Raw genomic sequence first — 26,775 nt, 5'->3', positions numbered from 1 at the left:
CTCGCGAACCGTACCGCTGGACGAAGTCCGCCCGGCCCGCGCAGAGGGAGGGACCGGGCGCAGTTCAGCGGCCGGCCGTCGCGCCGAGGCGGAGACAGCCGCGCGAACCACATCGCTGGGCGTGCCTCCACAGCCCCACGCCGAGCCGGAGCATGGCCGAGACAGCGGCATGATCGGCGTAGCCACGCCGAAGTCGCGCACACAGCAGGCGCCCGGCCGCGCGGAGGTGAGCCCGTTAGGTGCCCGATGCGGCGATCTGCAGCTTGGCACTGTCCCCGACGACCTCGATCCATCGGTTCTCGGAGGTCGTCGTGCCGTTCTTCAGGGTATAGGTCAGCGCGACCACCGCCCGGTTCGCACCGTTCTGCGTGACCGAGCCCACGCTCACCGAGCGGATCGTGCCCCAGAAGTTCATGTAGGAGTCGTAACCGGTCTTCGACTGGTATCCAGGAGCGAGCTGTGTCCAGGCCCCCGAGACGTTGGCGGGCAGCATGCCGTAGTAGCCCTGGATGAACGAGGCGATCCGGTCGGGTGTCGGCGGCCCCGACGGGGTGGTCGTCGCGGTGGCGGTCGGGCCGGTGGTGGTCGGGGCAGGGCTCGACGTGGTGGGCTGGGGCGTGGTGCTGGGCGGCGGAGTGGGGCTCGGCGCGGGGTTCGTCGTCTGTACGGGCGGGGTGGTTCCCGGGGCGGGCGGCGGCGCTCCCGCGGAAGTGGTCGCGGGCACAGGCCCGGAGGCCGGGCCGGGAGCGGGGCCGGGGGCCGGTGGTGCGGACGCTTGCGCCGGGGCTTGGGCGGGAGCTTGTGCCGGGGCCTGTCGCGGCTCCGGTCCGGCCGCGTCGGCCGGTGACGGCGCGTTCTCGGGCGCCACGGCAGTCGGAGGCACGGCCGACGACGTCGGCGCGGCGCCACCCTCGCCGTCCACTGTGGCCAGCGTCGCGATGATGGCGACCAGGATCAGCACCCCGATCACTGCGGCGACTTCCACGGCGATCAGCCTGCCGCGCTGCCTGCCCCGCAGAACGCCCGGCAACGTCGCGGCCGCCCCGGGCCGCCTCGGCACCGGCGGCGGCGTGACCGATTGCGTCGCGGACAGACCCGGCCCGGCGAAGGGTACGACAGCGGTGACCCCGGTGTCGACCGGCTGCTCCGGCGATACGGCGGCGGCCTGTTCGGGCAGGACGGTCGTCGCCGCGGCGGGCGCGGGAATCACTGTGGTCACCGCCGCGGGCAACTCTGGATTTCGGCCTGCGGCAACAGCTTCGAAGATCGCTTTCGCCTCCCGCATGGTCGGGCGGTCGGCGACGGCCGGCGCGAGCAGGTACATCAGCGCCGGCCCCAGCGGGCCCGCGGACTCGGGTGGCGGGATCTCGGCCCCCGCGACCGCGTGCAGCAGGGCGAGCGGGTTGTCCCCCTCGCCGAACGGCGGGGTCCCCTGCACCGCCGCGTACAGCGTCGAACCGAGGGCGAAGACGTCGGAAGCCGGTTCAGGATCCTCGCCGCGCGCCACCTCGGGCGACAGATAGGCCGGCGTCCCGGCGAGGAAGCCGGTGGCCGTGACCGTCACGTCGCCGACCGCGCGGGAAATGCCGAAATCGGTGATCTTGACCGTGCCGTCGTCGGCAACCAGTAGGTTCGCCGGCTTCACATCCCGGTGCATGATCCCCGCGTCGTGCGCGGCGGCCAGGGCGCTCGCCGCCTGCGCGCCGATCTGGGCGACCTCGATCGGCGGTAGCGTGCGATTGCCCGACAGTTTGGTCGCCAGGCTGGGCGCGTCCATGTACTCCATGACCAACCAGGGCTGGCCGTCCTCCTCGGCCACGTCGAACACGGTGATGGCGTTCGGATGGTGCAGCCGCGCGGCGATCCGCCCCTCCCGCATGGCACGCCGTTTCGCCTCCAGCGCCGCCGACCCGGACAGCCCGGGTCCGAGCAACACCTGTTTGACCGCGACGGTGCGCTGCAGCCGGACATCGGTTGCTCGCCACACCACACCCATGGCGCCGGTGCCGATCGGATCCGTGAGCCGGTACCGTCCCGCGATCAATCGATCCGCCGTCATGGTGGTGTGCCTCTCCTACTTACGCGCCTAGCCGTTTCGCACTCCACGCGCAAGCCCGGATGGACTCCGAAGGCGTACGCGCCGAGGTGCTTCGCACCACTGAGCAGGGACGCGAACGCATCCGCCGACTGCCCCGGATGCAGTTACAACGCCTTCGACAATGGCACATCCACCCGACAGACATCCACCTCCCGGCGCGGGGATGGGCGATCGCCCAGGTCAACACCGCGTGCCCGCGTGCCATGACGCGCCGACGCGCACTCCGATTCGCGCGCGAACCGACATCCGACCAGGTAGTAAAGGCTCTTGGCGCGAGAGCTTTTCGCTATGGCTCGCATTGCACCGCTGCTCGCCTCCGGCCGCGACACCACACAACGCCCGTCGCGGACTCCGCGGCGAAGGGCGCGCACACCGCCGGACTCCGCAAGGCCGCGGCCGATCCGAAGGCGGTGCAACTGGGGCGCCCGACAGATCAATCGGTGTCGGGCGGTGTCAGGAATCAGCGACGCCGACTCGTGCCGAGGGAGCCGTGCCGCCACAGCTCCAAAAGCCCTCGGCCGACGGTCACGCAGCCTTCGCGCTGACAGCGTGGCGCCGAGGCGCTCCGGCCGTCGGCACCGCACCACGTCCGCGCACGCTCACGCGTTGAAGTACTTCGCCTCCGGATGCAGCAGGACGAACGCGTCGGTGGACTGTTCCGGATGCAGCTGCAACTCCTCGGACAGCACCACGCCGATGCGATCGGCCTCGAGCAGGTCGACCAGCTTGGCGCGGTCCTCCAGGTCGGGGCAGGCGCCGTAGCCGAACGAGTAACGCGCGCCGCGATAGCCGAGCTTGAAGTACTCCAGCACGTCGGCCGGGTCGGACTCGGCGACCGCGTGTCCGTCGAGGACGAGTTCCTCGCGGATGCGCCGGTGCCAGTACTCGGCGAGCGCCTCGGTGAGCTGCACGCCGATGCCGTGCACCTCCAGATAGTCGCGGTAGCTGTCGCCCGCGAACAGCTCGTTGGCGAAGTCGGCGATCGGCTGACCCATGGTGACCAGCTGGAACGGCAGGACGTCGACCTGACCGGTCGTTCGGGCGTATTCCCGGGAACGGATGAAGTCGGCGATGCACAGGAAACGGTCACGTTGCTGACGCGGGAAGGTGAACCGGTACCGTTCCGGCGCATCGGGTTCCGGTTCGGTGAGCACGATGACCTCGTCGCCTTCGGACACCGCGGGGAAGTAGCCGTACACCACCGCGGCGTGCTGCAACACGCCCTCCGTGCTCAACCGGTCCAGCCAGGCGCGCAGGCGTGGCCTGCCCTCGGTCTCCACCAGTTCCTCGTAGCTCGGCCCGTCGCCGCTGCGCTGCCCGCGCAGGCCCCACTGCCCCAGGAACAGCGCCCGCTCGTCCAGCAGACCCGAGTACTCGTGCAGGGCAAGACCTTTCACCAGACGCGTGCCCCAGAACGGCGGCACGGGCACCGGCAGGCCTGCCGCGACGTCGGAGCGTTCGGGCACCACGATGGGCACCTCGGCCGCCCGGCGCTCCGCGGCGATCCGCTTGGAGCGCTCGTGGCGCGCTTTGCGCTCGGCGGCCCGCTCCCGCTCGGCGACGGCCTCCGGGCTGTCCGGATCCATCTCGCCACCGCGCTTGCGCGTCATGATGTCGTCCATCAGCCGCAGGCCCTCGAACGCATCGCGCGCGTAGTGCACGTCGCCCGCGTACACCGCGGTGAGATCGTTCTCCACGTACGACCGGGTGAGGGCCGCGCCGCCGAGCAGCACGGGGAACTGCTCGGCCACGCCCTTGGCGTTGAGTTCCTCGAGGTTCTCCTTCATCACCATGGTCGACTTCACCAGCAGGCCGGACATGCCGATGACGTCGGCCTTCTTGTCCACCGCCGCGTCCAGGATGGTGGCGATCGGCTGCTTGATACCGAGATTGACCACCTCGTAGCCGTTGTTCGACAAAATGATGTCCACCAGGTTCTTGCCGATGTCGTGCACGTCGCCCTTGACGGTGGCCAGCACGATGCGACCCTTGCCGCTGTCGTCGGTGGCATCCATGTGCGGCTCCAGGTACGCGACGGCGGCCTTCATCACCTCGGCGGACTGCAACACGAACGGCAGCTGCATCTGACCGGAGCCGAACAGCTCGCCGACCGTCTTCATCCCGGCCAGCAGGGTCTCGTTGATGATCTGCAGCGGCGGCACCTCGGTCATGGCCTCGTCGAGGTCGGCCTCCATTCCCGCTCGTTCACCGTCGACGATCCGCCGCTCGAGCCGCTCGAACAGTGGCAGCGCGGCCAGTTCCTCCGCCCGCGACGCCTTCGACGAGGAGGTGGACACGCCTTCGAACAGCGCCATCAGCTTCTGCAGCGGGTCGTAGTCCTCGCCGCGACGGTCGTACACCAGATCCAGTGCGGTCTCGCGCTGCTCGTCCGGGATCCGGCTGATCGGGACGATCTTGGAGGCGTGCACGATCGCGGAATCCAGACCGGCTTCCACGCATTCGTGCATGAAGACCGAGTTGAGCACCTGTCGTGCCGCCGGGTTGAGGCCGAAGGAGATGTTGGACAGACCGAGGGTGGTCTGCACCCGGGGATGGCGGCGCTTGAGCTCGCGGATGGCCTCGATGGTCTCCAGCCCGTCGCGGCGCGACTCCTCCTGGCCGGTGCCCAGGGTGAAGGTGAGCGTGTCGATGATGATGTCGCTCTCCGACAGCCCCCAGTTGCCGGTGATGTCGGCGATCAGCCGCTCGGCGATCTCCACCTTCTTCGCCGCGGTGCGGGCCTGGCCCTCCTCATCGATGGTCAGCGCCACCACCGCGGCGCCGTGCTCGGCGACCAGCCGCATGGTCTGCTGGAAACGCGAATCGGGACCGTCGCCGTCCTCGTAGTTCACCGAGTTCACCGCGCAACGCCCGCCGAGGTGTTCCAGCCCGGCCTGCAACACCGGGGCCTCGGTGGAGTCGAGCATGATCGGCAGCGTCGAGGCGGTGGCCAGCCGGGCGGCCAGCTCCGCCATGTCGCGGGTGCCGTCCCGGCCGACGTAGTCGACGCACAGGTCGAGCATGTGCGCGCCGTCGCGGGTCTGATCCTTGGCGATGTCCAGGCACTTCTGCCAGTCCTCGGCCAGCATGGCCTCGCGGAAGGCCTTGGAGCCGTTGGCGTTCGTCCGCTCGCCGATCATCATGACCGAGGCGTCCTGTTCGAACGGCACCGCGGTGTACATGCTGGACACGCTCGGCTCGTGCACGGGCGCGCGCCGCTCGGCGACCGGCGGCAGGGCCGGCTCCACCTCGCGCACCGCGGCGGTGACCTGACGGATGTGCTCGGGCGTGGTTCCGCAGCAGCCACCGACCAGGGCCAGCCCGAACTCGGTGACGAACCCGCGCAACGCGACCGCCAACTCCTCGGGAGTGAGCGGATACACCGCCCCGTCGGCGCCGAGCACCGGCAGCCCGGCGTTCGGCATCACCGAGACCGGCACCTGCGCGTGCCGGGACAGGTGGCGCAGGTGCTCGCTCATCTCGGCCGGGCCGGTCGCGCAGTTCAGGCCGATCATGTCGATACCGAGCGGCTCCAGCGCCGTCAGCGCCGCACCGATCTCGCTGCCGACCAGCATCGTGCCGGTGGTCTCCACCGTGACGTGCGTGATGATCGGGATCCGGCGGCCCAGCTGGGCCATCGCGTGCCTGCTGCCGGTCACCGCCGCCTTCACCTGCAGCAGGTCCTGGCAGGTTTCGATGAGGATGGCGTCGGCGCCGCCGTCCAGCATGCCGAGGGCGGCTTCGGCGTAGGCGTCGCGCAGCGCGGCGAACGGCGCGTGCCCCAGCGTGGGCAGCTTGGTGCCCGGCCCCATCGAGCCGAGCACGTACCGTGGCGTACCGTCGGCGGACGGGCCCATCTCGTCGGCGACCTCGCGGGCCAGCCGGGTGCCGCGCTCGGACAGGTCGCGGATCCGGTCGGCGATGTCGTAGTCGGCGAGGTTGGGCAGGTTGCAGCCGAAGGTGTTGGTCTCGACCGCGTCGGCGCCAGCTTCGAAATAGGCGCGATGAATATGGCGCAGGACGTCGGGGCGGGTGTCGTTGAGGATCTCGTTACAGCCCTCCAACCCGCGGAAATCGTCCAAGGTCAGATCAGCCGCTTGCAGCATGGTGCCCATCGCACCGTCGCCGATGACGACACGGCGGCGCAGCGTGTCGAGTAGCGTGGTGTCGAACTCGGCGGGGATGGACGCAGACATGCGTTCCAGCGTAGTGGGCGGGGTGGACGTTCCAGGCCACCGCGTCGAGGCCCGGTGGCCTGGACCACACGCCCGCCGCGGCACCGCCGCATTCGCTCGCGGGAACACGCCACCCGGTCCGGCCGCCATACGACACGCCATATCGCCGCACGCCGTAGGCTGACCGGGTGAACGCCAGTGAAACTCCCGATCCGGAACTGCCGACGTTGCGGGATCCGGTACTGGTCGCCGCCTTCGAGGGGTGGAACGACGCCGGTGACGCGGCCAGCGGCGCCGTCGAGCATCTGGAACTGATCTGGGACGCCGAGCCGTTGGCCGAACTCGACTCCGAGGACTACTACGATTATCAGGTCAACCGGCCGACCGTGCGTCAGGTGGACGGGGTGACCAGGGAAATCCAGTGGCCGTCGACGATGTTGTCGGTCTGCTCGCCGCCCGGCAGCGACCGCGACGTGGTGCTGCTGCGCGGCATCGAACCGAACATGCGCTGGCGCAGCTTCTGCGGCGACCTGCTCGAGTTCATCGAGCAGCTCGGGGTGCAGACCGTGGTCATCCTCGGCGCCTTGCTCGCGGATACTCCGCACACCAGACCGGTGCCGGTCACCGGCTCGGCCTACAGCAAGGAGGCGGCCGAGCGGTTCAACCTGGAACAGACCCGCTACGAGGGCCCCACCGGGATCACCGGCGTGCTGCAGGACCAGTGCGTGAAGGCGGGCGTCCCGGCGGTGTCGTTTTGGGCCGCCGTCCCGCACTACGTCTCCCAGCCGCCGAATCCGAAGGCGACCATCGCGCTGCTGCACCGGGTGGAGGACGTGCTCGACATCGAGGTGCCGCTGGGTGAACTGCCCAAGCAGGCGGAGGACTGGGAGACCGCGGTCAACGAGATGACCGTGGGCGACGAGGAGATCAGCGAGTACGTGCGCTCGCTGGAGGAGCGCGGGGACGCGGCGGTCGACGTGAACGAGGCGATGGCCAAGATCGATGGCGACGCCATCGCGGCGGAATTCGAGAAGTACCTGCGCAGACGAGGTCCGGGCAGCTTCGGTCTCTGATCGGCGGCGCGGCGGCGTGTTCGGGAGGGACTGCCGTTCACCGGAAGTTCGCCAGGGGGTCGCCGTCAGGCCGGGGAACGGCCGCCTCCTACACTTTCGCCGGTGACCGTCCATCCGATCGTCGAGCGTCTGCGCACCTTCGACGACCGGATCGCCGTCCACTGCCCCGACCATGCGGGCACGGACGGCGCTACCGTGCCCGAATTCGCGCGGCAGGTCACTTACGCTCGGCTTGCGGCGCTCGTCGAGGCTTACGCGACCGAACTGGGCCCGGCCCGGCGCCTCGTCGCGCTCGCCGCGCGCAACGACCTCGCCTCGCTCGTCGCGTATCTCGGAGCGCTCAGCGCAGGTTGCGTCGTATTGCTCACCGAGAAGATCACTGGTGAGTTGCGGGACGCCTACGATCCCGATGTCCTCGTCGAGGAAGGCCGCGCCCGCATGGTCCGGGAGACTTCGGCGCATCGGCTGCATCCTGATCTCGCGCTGCTGCTGAGTACCTCGGGGTCCACCGGATCGCCGAAGCTCGTCCGGCTCTCGGCGACGAACCTGAGCGCCAACGCCGCGGCCATCGCCGAGTACTTGTCCATCGGCCCGGAGGACTGCGCGGCCACCACCTTGCCGATGTTCTACTGCTACGGCCTGTCGGTGGTGCACAGCCATCTGCTGCGCGGGGCGAGTCTCTTGCTCACCGACCGGTCGGTACTGGACAAGGAATTCTGGCGCGCGTTCCGGGAGTGTCGCGCAACGTCTTTCGCCGCGGTCCCTTACACCATTGATCTGCTCGATCGGATCGGTTTCGCCCGCATGGCTTTGCCGCACCTGCGCTACGTCACCCAGGCGGGCGGCAGGCTGGCGCCGCAGCGAGTGCGCCGATACGCCGAGCTCGGCCAGGAAAACGGCTGGGAGTTCGTGGTCATGTACGGCCAGACGGAGGCCACCGCCCGGATGGCGTACCTGCCCGCGCATCTGGCGAGCGCGCACCCCGACTGCATCGGGATACCGATCCCCGGCGGCGAATTCACCCTCGAGCCGATCGAGGAATCCGACGATGGGGACGAATCGCGCGAACTCGTCTATCACGGAGCCAATGTGATGATGGGGTACGCGAAGTCGGCCGGAGACCTCGCACTCGGTCACACGCTCGAGTCCCTGCGCACCGGCGACCTGGCCCGGCGCACCCCGGAAGGCTTATACCAGGTGGTCGGCAGACGCAGCCGGTTCGCCAAGATCTTCGGATTGCGCATCGATCTGGAGCGGCTCGAATCCGGGCTCACGGCGGCCGGATTCAGGGCGTGTTGCGCCGACGACGACGCGCACCTGGTCGTCGCGGTGGAGACCCCGCGGTCCGATCCGACCGAACTCGCCGCGCGCCTGTCCGGCCTGCCCGCCGCCGCCATCCGGGTCCGCCCGGTCGAGCGAATACCGCGGCTACCGAATGGCAAACCCGACTACACCGGCATCCGCCTGCTGGCCGGATCCGCGCCGCAGGCGCGTGACATCCGCGCCCTCTACGCCGCCACCCTCGGCATCGACCCCGCGCGGATCCACGCGGACAGCACGTTCGTCGATCTCGGCGGGAATTCGCTGACCTACGTGACCACCGCGGCACGACTGGAGCGGGCGCTCGGCAGCCTGCCCACCGACTGGCCGACCACCTCCGTGGCGGAATTGGAGCAGATACCGGGAGGTCGCAAACGTTTCGGACGGGCGATCGACACCGCAACACTGCTGCGAGCGCTCGGCATCGTACTGATCGTGAGCGCGCACGCCGAAGTGTTCGTGCGGTGGGGCGCGGCGCACGTACTGCTCGGGGTGGCCGGATTCAACTTCGCGCGGTTCGCCGTAACCGCGGCGCCACCCGCCGAGCGCTTGCGGCACACGCTGCGCGCTGTGGGATCCATTGCGGCGCCCACGGCGCTCTGGGTCGCGCTGACGCTGGCATTCAGTGACTACTACGGCTGGCAGAATGTCCTGTTACTGAACAAGATTCTGGGCCCGCACGACAGCGCCACCGCCGGGCACCTGTGGTTTCTCGAGGTGCTCGTGTATTTCACGCTGGCCGCCGCGCTGCTGCTCCGGATGCCCGTGGTGGACCGGTGGCAACGCGCCGAGCCGTTCTGGTTCGCGATGGCGCTGGTCGCGCTGTGCCTCGTTTTCCGATACCAGGCGTTCGGTTCGTATTCGGCGAAGGACGTCCCGTTCTCCCCGCTGGCGGTGTGGCTCTTCGCGCTCGGCTGGGCGGCGGCGAAGGCGACGTCGATGTGGCAGCGGATGACGGTGAGTGCCGTCGTACTGATCGCGGTGCCTGGATATTTCGGCGTTCCCGAGCGGGAACGACTGATCATGGCGGGCTTGCTGGCACTGGTGTGGCTGTCCGCGGTCCGGGTTCCCGCTGCCGTCGCCGTCTGCGCGGCGGTGCTGGCCGACGGTTCGCTGTTCGTCTATCTGCTGCACTGGCAGGTGTACCCGCTGTTCGAACAGCACCGGCTCGCGGGGCTGTTCGCTTCCCTTGCAGCGGGTGTGGTCGCGGCCGGCGCGGCTACCTGGCTGCGACGCTGGGGATCGGTGCGGTACCGGGCAATTCGGTCGCGGCGGTCAGCTCTCCACGGTCCACACCCGCGCCGCCGCGTCCTGGGCCAGTTTGGCGATCAGGATGTCGCGCGGAATCGTCTGACCGGCAAAGTGATCGAGTGAGGGAACCACCACATGATGCGCGTCCGCGCGCTTGAGTTCCGCTGTGAGCTCGGCGAAAGCCGTCCCGTCACCGCCGGTCGATTCATGGAACGTTGCGGCGAAGCACAGCCCTTCCTCGCGGGCGAGGCTGCTCATCGCCGCCTCGAGCTCCTTGCTGTGGCCATCGGCCAGGTCGTCACGCAAGTATCCATAGATCAACGCTTCCACCCGAACCTCCGTTGGATTGGGATCGCTGTTCTCTTATGTGGATCCACCCGTTTTACGGGGTATTTGCGCTTCGTGCAAGAGCAGATGTACTTGCAGTTGCTCTTACAGGAGGGGCTGGCTAACTTCTGGCGCCATGACCAGCATGCACAATGCGGCGGCGCGAATGTAGCTGTCAACACACGGACATCTGCCTGCCCTCTTGGGGCCACCAAACGTTAACTGGTGCGATACTACAGACGTGGCCGCTACCGACGATCGACCCGTCTGGGCTGTCCGAATGCGCTCCGAGCGTGACGCGAGGGGGTGGTCGCAAGCCGACGCTGTTCGCGTGATGCGTGGAAAGTCTTCGCACAACCTGCCGACCGACAGTACTCTGCTACGCAATTGGCGCCGTTGGGAATCGGGCGAATCACGCCCCGACGACTTCTACGCGCCCATCATCGCCGCCACCTTCGACACGGTGACCGCGGCGTTCTTCCCCAAGGTCAGACCGAACCGCGACGACGAATTGCTCTCCGCCACGGGCATGGACACGCTGGAGTTCATCGGACGGCTGCGCATGTCCGATGTGTCCTCGGTGACGCTGGAGGCCATCCGCATCACCGCCGAACGCCTGTGCTGCGAATACTCCTACGCCGACCCGCACGACCTGCATACCGAGGGCACGGCGTGGCTGCGCAGGATCACCTCGTTGCTGGACGGTCGCCTGACCCTGGCCCAGCACCGCGAAATCCTCGTTCTCGCGGGATGGGTCGCGCTGCTGGTCGGCTGCGTGGACTACGACCTGGGCCGCCGCACCGCCGCCGAGGCGACCCGCCGCGCCGCCCAATCGCTGGCACAGGAGGCGGAGAACATCGAGATCGCCGCGTGGGCGGCGGAAATGACCGCGTGGTTCGCGCTGACCCAAGGTAACTACCGCGGTGTCATCGAGGCCGTGCAGCCGACGCTGGAAGTAAGCCAGCACCTGCGTGTCGGCGTCCAACTCGCTGCCCAGCGGGCCAAAGCCTGGGCCAGGCTGGGCAATCCGCGCGAGGTGGAGATCGCGCTGAACGAGGGTCGAGCTATTTTGGAGCGACTCGAACATCCAGCAAATCTGGACAACCATTTCGTCATCGATGCGAACAAGTTCGATTTCTACGCGATGGACTGTTGCCGCGTCGCCGGCGAGGATCGGCTCGCCGAACGCTACGCGCGCGATGTGATCCGCAACGCGAGCCGGCCCGACGGCACGGTGCGCAACCCGATGCGGGTCTCCGAGGCACATCTGACGCTGGCCGTGGTCGCGGTGCGCGACCGCGACCTGGAGTTGGCGGTGGCCGAGGGCATGCGCGCGTTCGCGGGCAGCAGGCGCTCCCTGCCGTCGCTGATGTGGATCGCGGGCGAGGTGGCGCGCGAGATCATCGAGCGTTTCCCCGGCGATCCGCGCACCCGCGCGTATCTGGACCAGATGCGCTCGATGTCCGTCGAGTGAGCCGACCTGCGCCGCGGCCGCGGCGAACAGTGCCGGACCGGACGCGGCCACGCCGAACACCGGATCGTCGTGCGAGCGGCGATCGCCCCGCTACTACCCTGTTCCCGGTGACCGACTCCGCTGACGGCTGTGCCGATACCCGCTGGGACGACCGCCTGCGGCTGTTCTCCTTCGCCACCGCCGAGCGGCGCGCCGACTACCTGCGGGTGCTGCGCGCGTTCGACAGTGCGCGAGCGGCGTACGTGGTGCTGCTGCACGCCGACGACGTCGCGGAGTGGGTCGGACGCAACGGAAACTCGCTGCGCACGCCCGATCTGGTCACCACAAACCAACCGGTCGCGACGACCAGTGATGTGGAACACGCCGAGAAATCGCGAACGCTTCATTCGGATCCGCGCGCAGGTGGACGACCGCAACCGAAAGCCGGCGTGCCGGACCGATCCCCGGCGCCCGTCAGCCTGGCGGCGGCCTCACACCTGACCGCCGTCGAGATCGGACCGCTGCTCGACCAGCTGCACCAATGGGGCGTGCTGGAGCGCAGTTACGACGGAACCCGCGCCGCGACACTGGCCGAATATCGCAACCGGCACTACGTTTACCAGTTCTCCCAAGCGGGATTCCAGGCATACCGGGCGGTCGCCGGTGTGCTCAGCGCGCGCCTCGACGAGGCCTCGTTGTCACGCCTGGTCCTGCCGGAACTGCTGGCCGATCTGCACACCTTGGCCGAGGCCAACCGAGCGGGCGACGCCGAACGCGTCTACCGCACGTTGCGCCGCCTCGACACCGCGCTGTCCGACCTGGCCGCCCGCGCCGCGCACTTCTATCTGGGGCTCGGCGACCTGGTGCGCACCACGGAGATCACCCCGGAATCGTTTCTCGCGCACAAGGACGCGCTGCTGGCGCACATGCGGGAGTTCAGCCTGGACCTGGCCCGATTCACCCCGCGGCTGGCGGCCGCGATCGCCGAGATCGAGGAAACCGGTGTCGACGACCTGATCGTGCGGGCGGCGCGGTGCGACGAACGAGTGCTGCTGGGCATCGAGGAACGCCGATCGGATTGGCAGGCCAGGTGGGACGGACTGCGAACCTGGTTCGTCGCGTCCGGCGAACAGGCGGGCACGACGGAAGCGGAGCGGCTGCGCGAGGCCACCATGAGCGCCATCGCCGCGGTGCTGTCGTTGCTACGGCGGGTCACCGAGACGCGGCGCGGCGGGGTCAGCCGGGAGTCGGCACTGCGGCATCTGGCCGGCTGGTTCACCGCGGCGCCGACCGCGGACAGCGCCCACGCGCTGTTCGAGGCGGTGTTCGGGTTGGGCAAGCCGCGGCACCTGGCGATGGAACACCCGGACGCCGATGTTATTCCGGCGATCCGGTCCTGGTGGGACGCACCGCCGTTGGAGATCTCACGCACGCTCGCCGAGACCGGGCGCCCGCCCTCGGCGGGTGCGCCCGCCCGCATCCACCGCAACGACGCGGGTATCCGGCGCCTGCGTGAGGCGCAGTTGGACGCGCAGCGGGCCCGCGCCGAAGCCGCCCGGTCGCTGGCTTGCGGCGACATCCATGAGCGGGTGCTGGACGAACGGGAAACCGAAGTGCTGCTGCGGTTGCTGGACGCCGCGTCGACCGCGTGGGTTCCGGTGCGCGGCCGGGTCGCGGGCACCACCGGCTCCGACAGCGGCGTCACCCTGACGGTGTCCGAACACGACGGTCCGACCGTCGTGCGCACTACCCGCGGGCTGCTTCGGTTGAACAATCGGGCGCTGAAGATCGAGCAGACGACCGGAATACGGTCGCGCACGCGCGGGGAGCGCCGCTGATGCACGGACGCACCATCGATGCGCTAGCGCTGGACAACTATCAACGCGCCGCCCGCGTCGTCCTGGCCAACCACCTGGTGACCCGCACCTATCCGGATCGGATCGCGCTGCCGCTGATCCGGCGCTGGGCCACCGAACTGCGCGAGGATCTCGCCGAATTGTTCGGCTATCGGCTCGAAGTCACCGAGACGACGGCACGGGTCTTCCCGGTACTGGACCGCCTCGACGCGGGCAGGCCCGCGCGCACACCCGGCGAGCGCGTCTTCGACCGCCGCCGCTACGCCTACCTCGCCCTCGCGCTCGCCGCGCTTGGGCGCGCGGGGGACCAGATCACGTTGTCCGAGCTGGCCGATCAGGTCGCGGCCTACGCGAGCCGGGTGGACGGGCTGGAGCTGGCCACCGACCGAGCCGCCGACCGCGACGCGTTCGTCGACGCGGTGGGCTGGCTGACCGTGCGCGGCGCGCTCGCGTTGGCGGACGGCGACGCGGGCGGCTGGGCCAGCGATCCGGAAACCTGCGAGGCGCTCTACGACATCGACCGGCCGGTCGTCTTCGCGCTGTTCCGGCCGCCGCGGGCATTGCAGCATCTGCACAGCGTGCGTGGGCTGCTCGGCGAGGAGTCTACGGTCACCGGTGTTTCCGCGCACTCGCCGACCACCGCCGAGATCGCGCGCCGGGTGCGCAGGGCGCTGGTCGAACAGCCGGTGGTGTACGCCGAGGACCTCGCGCCCGTAGAGCGCCCCGTCCTCGCCCAGGAGCGGGTCGTCGCGGAGGTCGAATTGTTCACCGGTCTGCGCGCCGAACGCCGTGCCGAGGGGGTCGCGCTGATCGACACCTCGGGGCGGCTGTCGGATGTCCGCTTTCCGGGGACAGGTACGCTCGCGCAGGTCGCCTTGCTGCTGTCCGGTGAGATCGCCGACCGGGTACTGGATATCGACCACCCTTTGCCGCGACGTCACGCCGCTTCGGACGCGGATGCGGCACTGGCCGACCAGCTCGACGAAGCCATCCCCGAAGCCACGGTCTTCACGCCGCTGGCCGAGACGCGTTCACCGGCATCGCCCGCGGACGACCTCGATCCGCCGGAGGAGGCACAGGGGCAGGAGGAGCGGCAGGCGCCGTCCGGCTATCCGCTGATCGAGCAGGCCTGGTTGCGCGAGACGGTGCAGGCACTGGCCGACCGCTACGGCACGACCTTCGCCGCGCAGTGGCAGGCCGACGTCGCGCGCCTCACCACCGAGGTGGTGGCACTGCTGGAGCGGCTACGGCTGGTCCGGGTGGTCGACGACGGACTGCTCGTGCTGCCTGCCCTGGCCCGCTACCGTGGCGCGGTCGTGACGGTCCGCACCAAACGGGCCGCGGAACTGTTCGTCACCGCGGCCGATACCTACGGGCCCGACGGTACCGGTACGGAAGGGAACTGAGGGATGTCGCTCATTCACGGCGGAGTGCGGTTCACCCCGACCCGCGCCGGGATCGTCAACCTGTGGGACTACCGCGACCAGGAGTTCTGTTTCGCCGACGGCAGATTGGTGCTGCGCGGGCCGAACGGGTCGGGCAAGACCAAAGCGCTGGAGGTGCTTTTCCCGTTCGTGCTGGACGGACGGATCGAGCCGCGCAGGCTCAATCCGTTCGCCGGGGAGGAACGCACGATGAAGTCGAACCTGCTCTACCGCAAGCAGGACTCGGCCTATTCCTATGTCTGGATGGAATTCGCGCGCGGTCGCTGGGAAGATCCGGAGACGGTCACCGTCGGCATCGGCATGCGCGCCACTCGTTCCTCGGACAAGGTGACCCGCTGGTACTTCGTGGCCGACGGCCGGGTCGGTGTCGATTTCTCCCTGATCGGGCCGGACGACCGGCCGTTCACTCGCAAGCAGCTCGCCGAGCAGATCGGCACCGATTCGATCGTCGACCGGCCGGTGGACTATCGCAACGCCATCGACGCGCGCATGTTCGGTCTCGGCGCACAGCGCTACGACCAGCTGATCAATCTGATCCTCACGCTGCGCCGCCCGCAGCTCGCCAAGAACCTCGACCCGCGCGGCCTGTCGCAGGCGCTCACCGACGGCCTGCGCCCGCTCGACGAGCAATTGATCCTGGACGCCGCCCGGTCGTTCAGCGATATGGAGGAGGTCGGCCGCACCCTGGAGGGTTTGGTGCACGCCGACACCGCGACGCGGGCGTTCGTCGAGGTGTACCGCAGATATCTCGCGGTCCAAGCCAGGACCGATGTCGACCAGGTACGCGCACGGCTCGACGCGGTGACCCACGCGAGCACGGCGCTGTTCGCCGCCACCGCCTTGCGTGAGCGCAGGGAGACCGAGCGCACCACCGCCGAGGCTCGCGCCGAGGACGCCGACCGCGCCTACGAGCAGGCCCTCGCCGATCGGGAGAACCTGCAGCGCTCCAGCGCCTACGAGGGCAAACAGCAACTCGACGACCTGGCCGACGCGGTGCGGCGCCTGGAGACCTCGGCGGGTGCGCACGCCGACAAAGCGCTCAAGGCCCGCCAGACCTTGGACCAGCGGACGCTGGAGGCCGAACGCGCGCGAACCGCGGAGCGCACCGCCGCCGCCGCGCTCGCCCGCGGCGAGGACGACCTGCGCGCCGCTGCCGAGGAGGCGGGGATCGCGTGGGCGCCGCCGCCGGAATCGACACGGGCCGAGCAGCTCACCGCGGCGGTGCGCGGGCACGCCGAGGAACGCGACGCCGACGTGCGTGCGGTCCGCAAAGCGGTGGGGGCGATGGAGACCGCTGCCGCCGAACGCATCAGGGCCGAGCGGCTGGCCGAGCGTGCGAGCGAACTGCGTGACGCGGCCGCGGCGGAGGTCGCGCACGCCGAAGCGGCGGTCGCGTTGCGCCGGTCCGAGGCCGCGGCCGCGTTGCGTACCTGGTGGGACGAGCACAGCGAGGTCTACACCCCGGTGCGCGCCGGTCTTCTCGAGGCGCTGAACTCGGCTCTGGCCGAAGCCGGTTCGGATGCGCCGACCATCGGCGAGGTGCTGACCGAGCGCAGCGCGCCACTGCTCGAGGAGATCCGCAGCCGCCGCCAAGAGGCACGCTCCCGCGCGGCCGTGGCCGCGGCGCGCAGCAGCGAGCTGAGCGCCGAACTCGAACGGGTGATGGCCCGGCGAGACGACGCGCCACCGGCATTCGCCGGCCGCTCCGGCCGGCCCGGCGACCGGCCCGGCGCCGAGCTGTGGCGGCTGGTGCGCTTCGCGGACGACGTGACGCCCGAGACCGCGGCAGGCATCGAGGCCGCGCTGCACGCCGCGAATCTGCTGGATGCCTGGATCTGCCAAGAGGGCGAGCTGCCGCCGGACTACGACTCCGATCAGTTCCTGGTGCCGCTGCCCGCGCCGGAGCGCCCGAATGGCCGCACACTCGCCGACGTGCTCGTCATAGAGGACGATTCCGACGCCGTGGTGGTGCCGCGGCAAGTCGTCGCCGATGTCCTCGCCTCCATCGCCCTGCACGAGGGGGCGGGCGAGCCGAGCGGGACGGTGACGATCGGGGTGGACGGCGCGTTCCGGCAAGGCGTGCAGATCGGCAGGCACCGCAAGACCGATGCCGAATTCATCGGCGCCACCGCGCGAGCCAGGCGCCGCGAGATCCGTGCGGCCGAGTTGACCGCGGCCGTGGCGGCCGTGGACGAGGACCGGCGTGCCGCCCAACAACAGGAGGCCGCCGCCGCGGCCGAACTCACGCGAATCTCCGCCGCAGTCGAGGCGCTTGCGCGACCGGCCGCGGTGACCACGGGCTTGCGCGCCGTATCCGAGGCCGCGGGCGTGCTGCGATCGCGTGCGGAGGCCGCCGCCCACGCCGAGCGCGATCTCGACCGAGCGGTCGCGGAGCTGTCCGCCGCGGAGAAGAAGCTGCGCGCCGCCGCCACCGCTCACCGCACCCCGCGCACGGCCCACGAGATCGACGCTCTCGCCGCCGCCGTCCGGCACTTCGAGAACACCGGCACGGGACTGCTGCGGCTGCGCGGCGACCACGAGCGGGAACGGGAGCGCGAACGCGAGGCCGCCGACCGCTTGACCGAGGCCGCCGACCTGGCCGAGGCGTTCGCGGAAGAGGCCGAGGCCGCACGCGCCGGCTACCAGGAACAACTGCGCAAACTGGAGACCTTGCGCGAGGCCCTCGGCGCGGGCGCGGCCGACATCGATCGCGAATTGGAGCAGGCCCGGCAGCGGATCGAGGCGACCAAGTCCGAGCAGAAGGCCGCGCGCAAGGCCGCCAACCAGGCCATCGAGGCGGTCGGCGACGCCGAAGCCGCCTACCGGACCGCGCACGAGTCCCTCGCCACCGCGCTCACCGAAGTGCTGGCGGAGGTAAAGGCTCTCGCGCCTTATGCTCAGGCGGATCTGCTCACGTTGCTCGGTGCGGCCCCCGACGGCCGCTGGCCCGGCAGCGACGCCGCGTGGTCGACGCCCGAGCAATTGCTGTACCGGATCTCCGCGGCGGGGCCGCAGGCAGTACCGCGCATCCTGCCCGACGAAGTCCACGCGCTGTTCGACAGCCTCACCGCGGCCACGGCGTCGGTGCGCGCGGGCGAGGTGACGCGCAAGTCCACGCGCACGGCGGTGACCGCCGCATTGCAGGAATTCGACGCCGCGCTGGCCGGTTCTGGCCGCGACTACCGGCTGCAATGGGACGCCGCCGACGGCCTCACCGTCGTCCAGGTGCACGACGAGCACGGCATCTCCGCGCTGGCCGACTTCGCCACCCGCATCGATGCCGCGCGCCGTGACCAGGAACTTCTGCTGACCGACGCCGAGCGGCGCATCCTGGAGGATGCTCTGCTGACCGGCCTGGCCCAGCAGATCCACGAACGCACCAGCGACGCACGCGATCTCATCACCAGAATGGGCGCGGAGATGAAGCAGCGGCGAATGTCCTCGGGCAACACCATCGGCGTGCACTGGGTGCTCGCCGACAGTTTGTCGGACGCGGCGCGGGCGATGTGCAAGCTGCTGGACCGGGATGCCTCGGCGCTGACAGCGGAGGACCTGGCGGCGATCCGGGCGCACTTCGCCGCCGGGATCCGGGCGGCGCGGGCCGCGCATCCGGAGCGCTCCTACCCCGAGATCCTGGGCGCGACGCTGGATTACCGCACCTGGCGGGTGTTCTCGTTCACCTTGATCTCCGCCGACGGCAGCGAGGACAAGCTCACCGTGGCCAGGCACAGCGCGCTGTCGGGCGGGGAGCAGTCGGTGTCGTTGCACCTGCCGTTGTTCGCCGCGGCGCACGTCATGCTCGATTCGGCCGACCCGCAGGCTCCCCGCCTGCTGGCGCTGGACGAGGCATTCGCGGGCGTCGACGACAACGGCCGCAGTGAATTGCTCGGCTTGAGCGTGCAATTCGACCTCGATCTGTTCATGACCGGCTACGACCTGTGGATCACCTATCCGCACGTCCCGGCGTGCGCGCACTACGACTTGGCGCACGCGGCGGCCGAGAACACCGTCAGCGCGACCTTGCTGGTGTGGGACAGCGGCGACCTGCTCGCCGAACACGACGGAACTGATCTCACCGCCGCGCTCGGCTCCCCCGATCGCCGCCGGGTTCCCACCACGATCGAAGGCGGGCTGGAACTCACGCCGGTGACTTGACCGCACGCGGAGGCGCAGGGTCCTCGCGGGCGACTCAGACCGTTGTTTCGCGGTCTGCGGCGGCGAGCAAAATGTCCAGCAGGCCGGGAAAGCGGGCGTCCAAGTCCTCGCGACGCAAGGAGAGCAGCAGTTCCCGGCCGGAGGGCCGCTGCCAGATCACTCCGGCATCGCGCAGCACCCGCCAGTGGTGGGTCAGGTTCGACTTGGCGACGTCCGGCAGCACCGAGCCGCAGGTGTGCTCGCCGCCGTCGGCCAGGATCCGCACCACACGCAGCCGCAGCGGGTTGCCCAGCGCGGTGAGCACATTCGTCAGCTGGATCTGTTCTCGCTCGGGATGTGCCGCGATCACGCGAACCAGATTAGCGCGACAGTTGACATACAGTCGAACTGTACGTAAGCATTCGTACAATTCGATATTCTCTGGAGGTTCTCGTGGGCGTCGGCATCGATCGCTTCGACGGCAAGATCGCGTTGATCACCGGCGGATCGAGCGGCATGGGCCTGGCCACCGCACGTCGCCTGCTCACCGAAGGCGCGCACGTCGTCATCACCGGCCGCGACAAAGGCCGCCTCGATGCCGCGGCCGCGGAGCTCGGTGGCGCCGATCGCGTTCTCGCGGTGGCCGGTGACGCGGCCGACCTCGGCGATCTCGACCGGCTCGTCGCGGCAGTGGCGCAACGGCACGAACGGCTGGACGTCGTCTTCGCCAATGCGGGCATCGCGGCCTTCCAGCCGACCGAGACCATCACCGAAGCCGAGTTCGACCGCGTGGTGGACACCAACTTCAAAGGGGTGTTCTTCACCATCCAGAAGACATTGCCCCTGGTGGCGGATCACGGGGCGATCGTCGTCAACGCGTCCTGGGCGCTGCATCGCGGGGTCCCCGGCGCCTCCCTCTACTCGGCGACCAAAGCGGCCGCGCACAACTTGGCGCGCAGCCTCGCCGCCGAACTGGCGCCCCGGGGCATCCGGGTGAACTCGGTCAGTCCCGGCTACATCGCGACGCCGTCGTTCCGCGCCAACGTCTCCGCCGAAGCGCAGTCCGCGATCAGCGCCACGGTGGCGGCGGGGCGCGTCGGCACCGCCGAGAACGTGGCAGACGCCGTCGCCTTCCTCGCATCCGGCGAGGCGTCCTATGTCAACGGGCAAGACCTGCTCGTCGACGGGGGGCTGATCACCGCCGTTCCCGACCCGATGGTCTAGCGCGCTCCCCGGTCGGCCGGTGCTGTCACCGCAGCCTCGCGGTCGGCGTCATCGTCGGGCAGTGCCTACCGGACACGGCGGCCGACGGGAAACGTGCCGGTCACCGCACGCTGGCGTCGGGCAGCATGGGCGGGCACGGCACGCCGGGCACGGTTTGCAACTCGAAGTGCCAATATTCGTTCTCGAACATCCGGCACAGCCCCCATCGATAGCCGTTCACCTCGAGCCACCGCGCGCCCTGCTGCGGACCGACGTCGATAGCCTGCCCGGAGACGTGGGTGGATTCCTCCGGCGGCAGCACCCAGCGGCGCGCGTCGTCCGCGCCGTAGGTTGCCACCCCGTCCTCCCACAGCGCCTGCTGCTCGGCGGGCGTCCGATATCCGGAGGTGATGGACAGGGGCACACCCTGCGCGTGCGCCTCGCGTTCGGCGAGGGTGTAGGAGAGCGCCAGCGGGGGATCGAGCCCCTCGGTTCCGGCCGCCGACCCCACCGACTCCCGCTGCTCGATGACGACGGCGGCGTCGGCCCGCGCCTGCCCCGCCGGCGCACCGGTCGCGATCAGCGCGGGTAGCGCCATCGATAGACCCACCAGCATCCGACTCCGCCCAGCTTTCCCAAGCACCATGCGGCGATGCTATCGCCTGCGGTCACCTATGCCGGGTATGCCCCGATCGCCGTGCAACGGGATCCCTCGTGCGGCACGGCGCCGGCCGCATCGAGCGCCGGGGCCCATCGCCAGGTCCGCGGCATCTTCGCCGCGGGAGGTATGGACCTCCCTTCGCAGCGGCCGACATGCATCGCGAAACGCGGCCCACGCGACGCGGCTTGCCCGCTCTCCCCCGCGCCGGGCCGCTCCACATGCACACCACTGCGGTGTGGACAACTCTCAGCGAATTCCACAGAAAACTCCACAGCTTGGGATAATAGGGATCTGGTATGTCCGTAATGCCCCCAATTGCCCTCAGGTGGCAAATATTTCGCCCGACTTGGAAGACTTCTTGTCCACAATCTATTCCAGTGCTGTGGATCACATCCACAGCAGCACGGGTATCGCATCCGAATTGCCGGGATCCATGGGAATTTCGAGCGCTTTGTGCACGTCTTGTGGTCGACGAGTCGCTGAGATCGAGCCGCCGGAAAGAACTTTGGCGAAGCGAGATTGTCCTTTTCAACCCGTATGTCGCGCCTGCCCGTGCCGACTCCACCACACAGCGACGCACCCCGCACAGGTCGGCCGCGGCCCCGGACACGGCGAACACAACTGCGCCTCAAGCACACTGCGGGCGGCTGTCGACTCCTGTCGTCAGCCGCCCGTGCATTGGCGCGATATTCAGATGTCGGGAATTTCACATTCCCTCCCCAGCTATGTGGAGACCGACCGCCTCGGACGATCCGGCCGGATCACGCCCGCGGCGGACTGTTCACCGCACTCGAACGCCACGGCGGCGCGGCCATCCGCATGCCTGCTCGGCGAATCGACTCCGCCGCTTGCTTGTTGCGCGCGATGCGCTCCAAGATCTCGCCGCCGTGCGCCCGGGCGTAGGCGAGCGCCAACCTGATCTTGCTCGTATTCAGATTCGACTTCGCGCTGAGCACGGCGATCCGCCGTTCCGCCGGGCCGCCCAACTCGCGCAGGCGCGCAACGACTTCCCAGATCTCCGGGCCCGCTGCCAGCGCGGCGCGGCGATCGTCGAGCGGACCGCGGAAGACGATCCCCGGGTGTTCGAGTTGGTCGACGCCCTCGCGGATCAGCCGGTCGAGCAGTGCGGTACAGCTGGTTCCCTCTCGGGCAGCGCGATCGGCCAACCGAAGGGCGGCCGACTCGGTGATACACAACGCGGTCGGTACTGGTCTGGACATGCTCATAGCTCTCCTCGACCTGCATCGGTGCCGGAATCAACGATGTACTCCGTTAAGCGTGCCCGCTGCGACGACGCCGAGAACCCGGTGATCGGCAGGACATCGGCGTGTCCGCGTCCTGCCGCATGCGGTCGAGGAAGAGTCAGACGCGCTCTGTCGAGCGAGTGCGCACGCGTAGCGCGATCGGCTTCTGCGTCTCGGCGAAGAAGTCGTTGCCCTTGTCGTCGACGACGATGAACGCGGGAAAGTCTTCGACCTCGATCTTCCAGACGGCTTCCATGCCCAGTTCGGGGTATTCGAGCACCTCGACCGACTTGATGCAGTCCAGTGCCAGCCGGGCGGCCGGTCCGCCGATCGAACCGAGGTAGAAGCCGCCGTGTTCCTTGCACGCCTTGGTGACCTGCGCGGACCGGTTGCCCTTGGCGAGCATGACGAACGAGCCGCCCGCGGCTTGGAACTGGTCGACGTAGGAGTCCATCCGGCCCGCGGTGGTCGGGCCGAAGGAACCGGACGCGTAGCCTTCCGGCGTCTTGGCCGGGCCCGCGTAGTAGACGGCCATGTCGCGCAGATAGTCCGGCATCGGCTCGCCCGCGTCGAGCCGCTCCTTGATCTTGGCATGCGCGATGTCGCGGGCGACGACCAGTGGGCCACTCAGCGAAAGCCGGGTCTTCACCGGGTATCTGGACAATTCGGCGCGGATCTCGTCCATCGGCCGGTTCAGGTCGACGCGCACCACGTCGCCGCCCAGGATGGCGTCGGTCTGTTCGGGCAGGTACTGCGCGGGCTCACGCTCGAGCTGTTCCAGGAACACGCCCTCGGCGGTGATCTTGGCCAGCGCCTGCCGGTCCGCCGAGCAGGACACCGCGATGGCGACCGGGCAGCTGGCGCCGTGCCGCGGCAGGCGAACGACCCGCACGTCATGGCAGAAGTACTTGCCGCCGAACTGCGCGCCGATGCCGAAGGACTGGGTCAGTTTGAAGACCTCCTCCTCCAGCTCCACATCGCGGAACGCGTGCGCCGACAGCGACCCCTCGGTGGGCAGGTTGTCCAGATAGTGCGCGGAGGCGTATTTCGCCGTCTTCAGGGCGAACTCGGCGCTGGTGCCGCCGATCACGACCGCGAGATGGTAGGGCGGGCAGGCCGCGGTGCCCAGCGAGCGGATCTTCTCGTCCAGGAATTCCAGCATCCGCGTGGGGTTCAGGATGGCCTTGGTCTCCTGGTACAGGAACGACTTGTTCGCCGACCCACCGCCCTTGGCCATGAACAGGAACTTGTAGGAAGGGTTCGCCGGATCGCCCGCGGCGGAGTACAGCTCGACCTGCGCGGGCAGGTTGGAACCGGTGTTCTTCTCGTCCCACATGGTGATCGGCGCCAGCTGCGAGTAGCGCAGGTTCAGCTTCGTGTAGGCGTCGAATACGCCCCGGCTGATCCATTCCGCGTCGTCGGCACCGGTGAGCACGCCCTCGGACTTCTTGCCCATGACGATCGCGGTGCCGGTGTCCTGGCACATCGGCAGGATGCCGCCCGCGGAGATGTTGACGTTCTTGAGCAGATCGAGCGCGACGAAGCGATCATTACCGCTCGACTCGGGGTCGTCGATGATCTTGCGCAATTGACCCAGATGCGCCGGGCGCAGGAAGTGGCTGATGTCGTGCATCGCGGTTTCGGTGAGCAACCGCAGCGCTTCCGGTTCCACCTGCAGGAAAGTGCGCCCGTTGTGTTCGAACGTGCTGACGCCCTCGGTGGTGAGCAGCCGGTAGGGGGTGTCGTCCGCGCCGATGGGCAGCAGGTCTGAATAACGGAAGTCCGGCGCGGTCACCAGTCGCACTCCTTTACATGGGCCCGAACGCCACGAACGGCCGGGCTGGCCACGAGCACAGCGAGCCTAGCCACCACCGTTCAACCCCCTGCTGGTTAGGCAACCCTATCTCGGACAGTTGCCCGAAAAGGTTGCACGTTCAACCCCGGTGATGCTACCTCTCGTCTGGTGAGAAAGCGCCCGGGCGCCCCAGTCCGGCCGCGCGCAGACCGTTCGCGCGCCGCACGTCGCGACGCGCAACGATCTCGAGACACGTCAGAGTTTGGAGCGCTATCGTGACCGATCCCCATTGGCTCGATGACGTCGAGATGCGCGCCTGGGTGGGTTTCGTGCGCACGCGCGACCTCATCGCCGCGGCGGTCGGGCGGGATTCCACCAAGGAGTCCAACCTCACCTATGTCGAATATTCGGTCCTGGCCTATCTGGCCGAGGCGCCGGACCATCGGCTCACCTTCGCCGACCTCGCGGCCAAACTCGAATGGTCACAGAGCAGGCTCTCCCACCAGATCACCCGGATGGAGAAGCGGGAGCTGGTCGTGCGCGAGCCGATCCCCGACGACGCCCGCCGCACCGCCGCCAAACTCACCTCACGCGGCGCCGATGTGCTCACCGGGGCCGCGCCCGCGCACGTGCAGAGCGTGCGCAGGCACATGATCGACATCCTCGATCGCCAGCAGCTGGCCGCCTTGGCCGACATCTACGACACCCTGCTCGCGCACCACCGGCGATCGGCGGCCGAGAGCTGACCGCTCAGGCGGGCGTGGCCGCCGGCGCCGCGTGATCGGCCGGAGCGCTTGCCACTGCGGCGGTTTCGGGCAATCCGAGCGCGCGCTCGAATCCGGCGGGCACCACAACGTCCGAGCGGTCCAGCTCGCCGACGCTCGTCTTGCGCAGACCCAGCAGTGCGGAATCGATGCCGCCGCGCAGGATGTCCAGCACGTTCTCCACTCCGGCCTGACCATTGGCGGCCAGCCCCCACAGGTAGGCGCGCCCGATCAGCACCGCCCGCGCACCCAGCGCCACGGCCTTCACCACATCGCTGCCCCGCCGGATGCCGCCGTCGAGCAGCACCTCGACCTGCGAGCCCACCGCGTCCGCGAGCACCGGCAGCGCCCGGATCGCGGCCGGGGTGCCGTCGAGGTTGTTGCCGCCGTGGTTGGATACCGAGATCGCCGCCACACCCGCGTCGACGGCACGCAGCGCGTCGTCGACCCGCATGACTCCCTTCAGCAGCACCGGGCCCTCCCACTGCTCGCAGATCCACCGCACATCCGACCAATCCGGCGCGGGCGTGCCCATCCACTCCCCGTAGGCGCCGAAGAAACCCGGCGCCGCGGCGCCACCGATGGCCATGTTCGGCGCGGTCAGGTCCGGAATGCTGCCCGACCGCGCATAGGTCGCCAGCCAGCGCGGACGCGCCAGGGTCTGCGGCGCGAACTTCAGCATGGTGCGCAGATCCAGCTTCTCCGGGATGACCGGACTGCCCCAGTCCCGCCCGTGCGAGAACGACCAGTCCAGCGTCAGGATCAACCCGACCGCTCCGGCCCGCTTCGCGCGGTCCATCCGCTGCAGGATCTCTTCCTTGCCGCCACACCAGTACAACTGGAAGAACGTGGCCGGATTGGCCGCTATCACTTCTTCGATCGGCTTGCTGGCGAACGAGCTCAAGCCCATCGGGATGCCCCGCGCCGCGGCCGCCCTGGCGACCGCGACCTCACCGTCGGGGTGTACCGCCTGCACCCCCGTCGGCGAGATCAGCACCGGCATCGAAAGCTGCTGTCCCAGTACCGTCGTCGACTGATCGCGCTCGCCGATCGGCCCGGCCACGTGCGGCGCGAAACCCAGTTCGGTGAACGCCCGCTGATTGTCCTCGATGGTCTGGCCGCGCTCGGAGCCTGCGATCAACGCGCCGTACACCGATTTCGGGAGGCGCTTCTTCGCCCGTCGCTGCGCTTCGGCGACGGTCTCGAACCACGGATTCATCTTCCGGTCCTTTCGGGGGAGTTCTCCGGCCACCAGAGCCGGGTTCGGTCGAGCAGGTCGGTAGCCAGGTGATCGAGCAGGGCCGCACCCTCGGCGGCGGTCGCGCCCGCCGGGTCGCCGAGCACGCCGTTGGCGCTCACCGCGCGCACTCCGCCGGTGCGCAGCAGCGGCAACAACTCGGCCAGCGGACGGGTGTCACCCGCCGCCGCGCGGTCGCCGCGCACGCGCTCGGGTGCCAGGGCCAGTTGCAAGGCCGTCTCCGACCGGCCCGCGTGCGGGTCGCCGTCGTAGCGCGGCAGGTACAGGCGCACGTCACGGGACTCGGTGCGCAGCAGATTCGTCGCCCTGCGCAGTGGTTCGATGTTGCCGCCGTGCCAGTTGACCAGGAGGATCCGGTCGAAGGTTTCGGTCGCCGAGCGGCACAGCTCGACCACCAGCAGTTCCAGCGCCGCCTGCCCGATCGACAGCGTGCCGGGAAAGCCCGCGTGCTCGCCGCTGGCGCCGTACGGGATCGCCGGTCCGACGAGCACGTCGGTTCGTGTCGCGGCCAGCCGCGCGCACAACGCGGCGGCGACGTCGGTGTCGGTGGACAGCGGCAGATGCGGGCCGTGTTGCTCGGTCGCGCCGACCGCGACGGCCAGGATCGCACCCGCGGTGGCGCGCACGCCCGCCTCGGGCCAGGTGAGATCCGCCAACATGCCGCGAGATTATCGTCAGTCACTGACATAATCAAGGGGCCGGGGCAGCCGAGCACAAT

17 protein-coding genes are annotated in these 26,775 nt (G+C 69.4%); 8 read left to right on the top strand and 9 right to left on the bottom strand.

Annotated features, from left to right (window positions below):
* Positions 1-235: 235 nt before the first annotated feature.
* Both ACFU5M_RS16065 and metH read right to left on the bottom strand, forming a co-directional pair.
* Positions 236-2,059: a protein kinase gene (locus ACFU5M_RS16065; protein WP_379049332.1), complete on the bottom strand. Its 1,824-nt coding sequence runs from the start codon at positions 2,057-2,059 to the stop codon at positions 236-238.
* Between the two features lie 638 nt (positions 2,060-2,697).
* On the bottom strand, positions 2,698-6,294 hold the full coding sequence (gene metH / locus ACFU5M_RS16060; protein WP_379049330.1) for a methionine synthase: 3,597 nt from the start codon (positions 6,292-6,294) through the stop codon (positions 2,698-2,700).
* A 167-nt stretch (positions 6,295-6,461) separates the two neighbouring features.
* On the opposite strand from metH, the gene ACFU5M_RS16055 reads away from it, so the two are divergent.
* Together ACFU5M_RS16055 and ACFU5M_RS16050 are read left to right on the top strand one after the other, a co-directional pair.
* Entirely contained in the window at positions 6,462-7,346 is an 885-nt protein-coding gene (locus ACFU5M_RS16055) for a PAC2 family protein (protein WP_039798445.1), read from the top strand.
* Positions 7,347-7,448: 102 nt separating this feature from the next.
* A complete protein-coding gene (locus tag ACFU5M_RS16050) occupies positions 7,449-10,040 on the top strand; it encodes an AMP-binding protein (RefSeq protein WP_379049328.1) in 2,592 nt (863 codons plus the stop codon).
* On the opposite strand, the gene ACFU5M_RS16045 is transcribed toward ACFU5M_RS16050, so the two are convergent.
* Entirely contained in the window at positions 9,942-10,247 is a 306-nt protein-coding gene (locus ACFU5M_RS16045; protein ID WP_159844034.1) for a hypothetical protein, read from the bottom strand. The two genes, ACFU5M_RS16050 and ACFU5M_RS16045, sit on opposite strands and share 99 nt — an antisense overlap.
* Positions 10,248-10,446: 199 nt before the next feature.
* Between ACFU5M_RS16045 and ACFU5M_RS16040 the strand changes: the two genes are divergently transcribed.
* From ACFU5M_RS16040 to ACFU5M_RS16025, 4 genes are all read left to right on the top strand, one after another.
* Positions 10,447-11,718 carry an XRE family transcriptional regulator gene (locus ACFU5M_RS16040; protein WP_379049325.1) on the top strand — a complete coding sequence of 424 codons (1,272 nt, stop codon included), beginning with the start codon at positions 10,447-10,449 and terminating at the stop codon, positions 11,716-11,718.
* Positions 11,719-11,873: 155 nt separating this feature from the next.
* Positions 11,874-13,535, top strand: a complete 1,662-nt coding sequence (locus ACFU5M_RS16035) for a TIGR02677 family protein (RefSeq protein WP_379049358.1) — start codon at positions 11,874-11,876, stop codon at positions 13,533-13,535.
* Positions 13,535-14,959: a TIGR02678 family protein gene (locus ACFU5M_RS16030; protein WP_379049323.1), complete on the top strand. Its 1,425-nt coding sequence runs from the start codon at positions 13,535-13,537 to the stop codon at positions 14,957-14,959. The genes ACFU5M_RS16035 and ACFU5M_RS16030 overlap by 1 nt, the downstream gene beginning before the upstream one ends.
* Positions 14,960-14,962: 3 nt before the next feature.
* Positions 14,963-19,153, top strand: coding sequence for a TIGR02680 family protein (locus ACFU5M_RS16025; protein WP_379049321.1), 4,191 nt, complete (start codon positions 14,963-14,965; stop codon positions 19,151-19,153).
* Positions 19,154-19,187: 34 nt separating this feature from the next.
* Here the strand turns inward: ACFU5M_RS16025 and ACFU5M_RS16020 are convergent, their stop codons facing one another.
* On the bottom strand, positions 19,188-19,502 hold the full coding sequence (locus ACFU5M_RS16020; protein ID WP_379049318.1) for an ArsR/SmtB family transcription factor: 315 nt from the start codon (positions 19,500-19,502) through the stop codon (positions 19,188-19,190).
* Positions 19,503-19,585: 83 nt separating this feature from the next.
* Between ACFU5M_RS16020 and ACFU5M_RS16015 the strand changes: the two genes are divergently transcribed.
* Positions 19,586-20,356 carry a glucose 1-dehydrogenase gene (locus ACFU5M_RS16015; RefSeq protein WP_379049316.1) on the top strand — a complete coding sequence of 257 codons (771 nt, stop codon included), beginning with the start codon at positions 19,586-19,588 and terminating at the stop codon, positions 20,354-20,356.
* Between the two features lie 100 nt (positions 20,357-20,456).
* On the opposite strand, the gene ACFU5M_RS16010 is transcribed toward ACFU5M_RS16015, so the two are convergent.
* The 3 genes from ACFU5M_RS16010 to ACFU5M_RS16000 form a co-directional block, all read right to left on the bottom strand.
* Positions 20,457-20,948 (bottom strand): M15 family metallopeptidase, encoded by a 492-nt coding sequence (locus ACFU5M_RS16010; RefSeq protein ID WP_379049355.1) that lies wholly within the window; start codon positions 20,946-20,948, stop codon positions 20,457-20,459.
* A gap of 809 nt (positions 20,949-21,757) precedes the next feature.
* Entirely contained in the window at positions 21,758-22,216 is a 459-nt protein-coding gene (locus ACFU5M_RS16005) for a hypothetical protein (protein ID WP_379049314.1), read from the bottom strand.
* Between the two features lie 142 nt (positions 22,217-22,358).
* Positions 22,359-24,035, bottom strand: coding sequence for a fumarate hydratase (locus tag ACFU5M_RS16000; protein WP_379049311.1), 1,677 nt, complete (start codon positions 24,033-24,035; stop codon positions 22,359-22,361).
* A 275-nt stretch (positions 24,036-24,310) separates the two neighbouring features.
* On the opposite strand from ACFU5M_RS16000, the gene ACFU5M_RS15995 reads away from it, so the two are divergent.
* Positions 24,311-24,781: a MarR family winged helix-turn-helix transcriptional regulator gene (locus ACFU5M_RS15995; RefSeq protein WP_379049309.1), complete on the top strand. Its 471-nt coding sequence runs from the start codon at positions 24,311-24,313 to the stop codon at positions 24,779-24,781.
* Positions 24,782-24,785: 4 nt separating this feature from the next.
* Here ACFU5M_RS15995 and mftD read toward each other — a convergent pair whose 3' ends face one another.
* Both mftD and mftE read right to left on the bottom strand, forming a co-directional pair.
* Entirely contained in the window at positions 24,786-26,018 is a 1,233-nt protein-coding gene (gene mftD / locus ACFU5M_RS15990) for a pre-mycofactocin synthase MftD (protein ID WP_379049306.1), read from the bottom strand.
* Positions 26,015-26,716 carry a mycofactocin biosynthesis peptidyl-dipeptidase MftE gene (mftE, locus tag ACFU5M_RS15985; protein WP_379049303.1) on the bottom strand — a complete coding sequence of 234 codons (702 nt, stop codon included), beginning with the start codon at positions 26,714-26,716 and terminating at the stop codon, positions 26,015-26,017. The genes mftD and mftE overlap by 4 nt, the downstream gene beginning before the upstream one ends.
* Positions 26,717-26,775: the final 59 nt, after the last annotated feature.

The sequence above is a fragment of the Nocardia sp. NPDC057455 genome (assembly GCF_042802775.1).
In the GTDB taxonomy this organism is placed as follows: domain Bacteria; phylum Actinomycetota; class Actinomycetes; order Mycobacteriales; family Mycobacteriaceae; genus Nocardia.
The sequence above is the reverse complement of the archived record's forward strand: the minus strand, read 5'-3'. Positions and strand labels throughout refer to the sequence as shown.

What these genes read in the sequence shown, in the direction of transcription:
- metH (WP_379049330.1), bottom strand. Translation starts at nt 6,294, where the DNA reads ATGTCTGCGTCCATCCCCGCCGAGTTCGACACCACGCTACTCGACACG.
- ACFU5M_RS16030 (WP_379049323.1), top strand. Translation starts at nt 13,535, where the DNA reads ATGCACGGACGCACCATCGATGCGCTAGCGCTGGACAACTATCAACGC.
- ACFU5M_RS16025 (WP_379049321.1), top strand. Translation starts at nt 14,963, where the DNA reads ATGTCGCTCATTCACGGCGGAGTGCGGTTCACCCCGACCCGCGCCGGG.
- mftE (WP_379049303.1), bottom strand. Translation starts at nt 26,716, where the DNA reads ATGTTGGCGGATCTCACCTGGCCCGAGGCGGGCGTGCGCGCCACCGCG.
- mftD (WP_379049306.1), bottom strand. Translation starts at nt 26,018, where the DNA reads ATGAATCCGTGGTTCGAGACCGTCGCCGAAGCGCAGCGACGGGCGAAG.
- ACFU5M_RS16065 (WP_379049332.1), bottom strand. Translation starts at nt 2,059, where the DNA reads ATGACGGCGGATCGATTGATCGCGGGACGGTACCGGCTCACGGATCCG.
- ACFU5M_RS16005 (WP_379049314.1), bottom strand. Translation starts at nt 22,216, where the DNA reads ATGTCCAGACCAGTACCGACCGCGTTGTGTATCACCGAGTCGGCCGCC.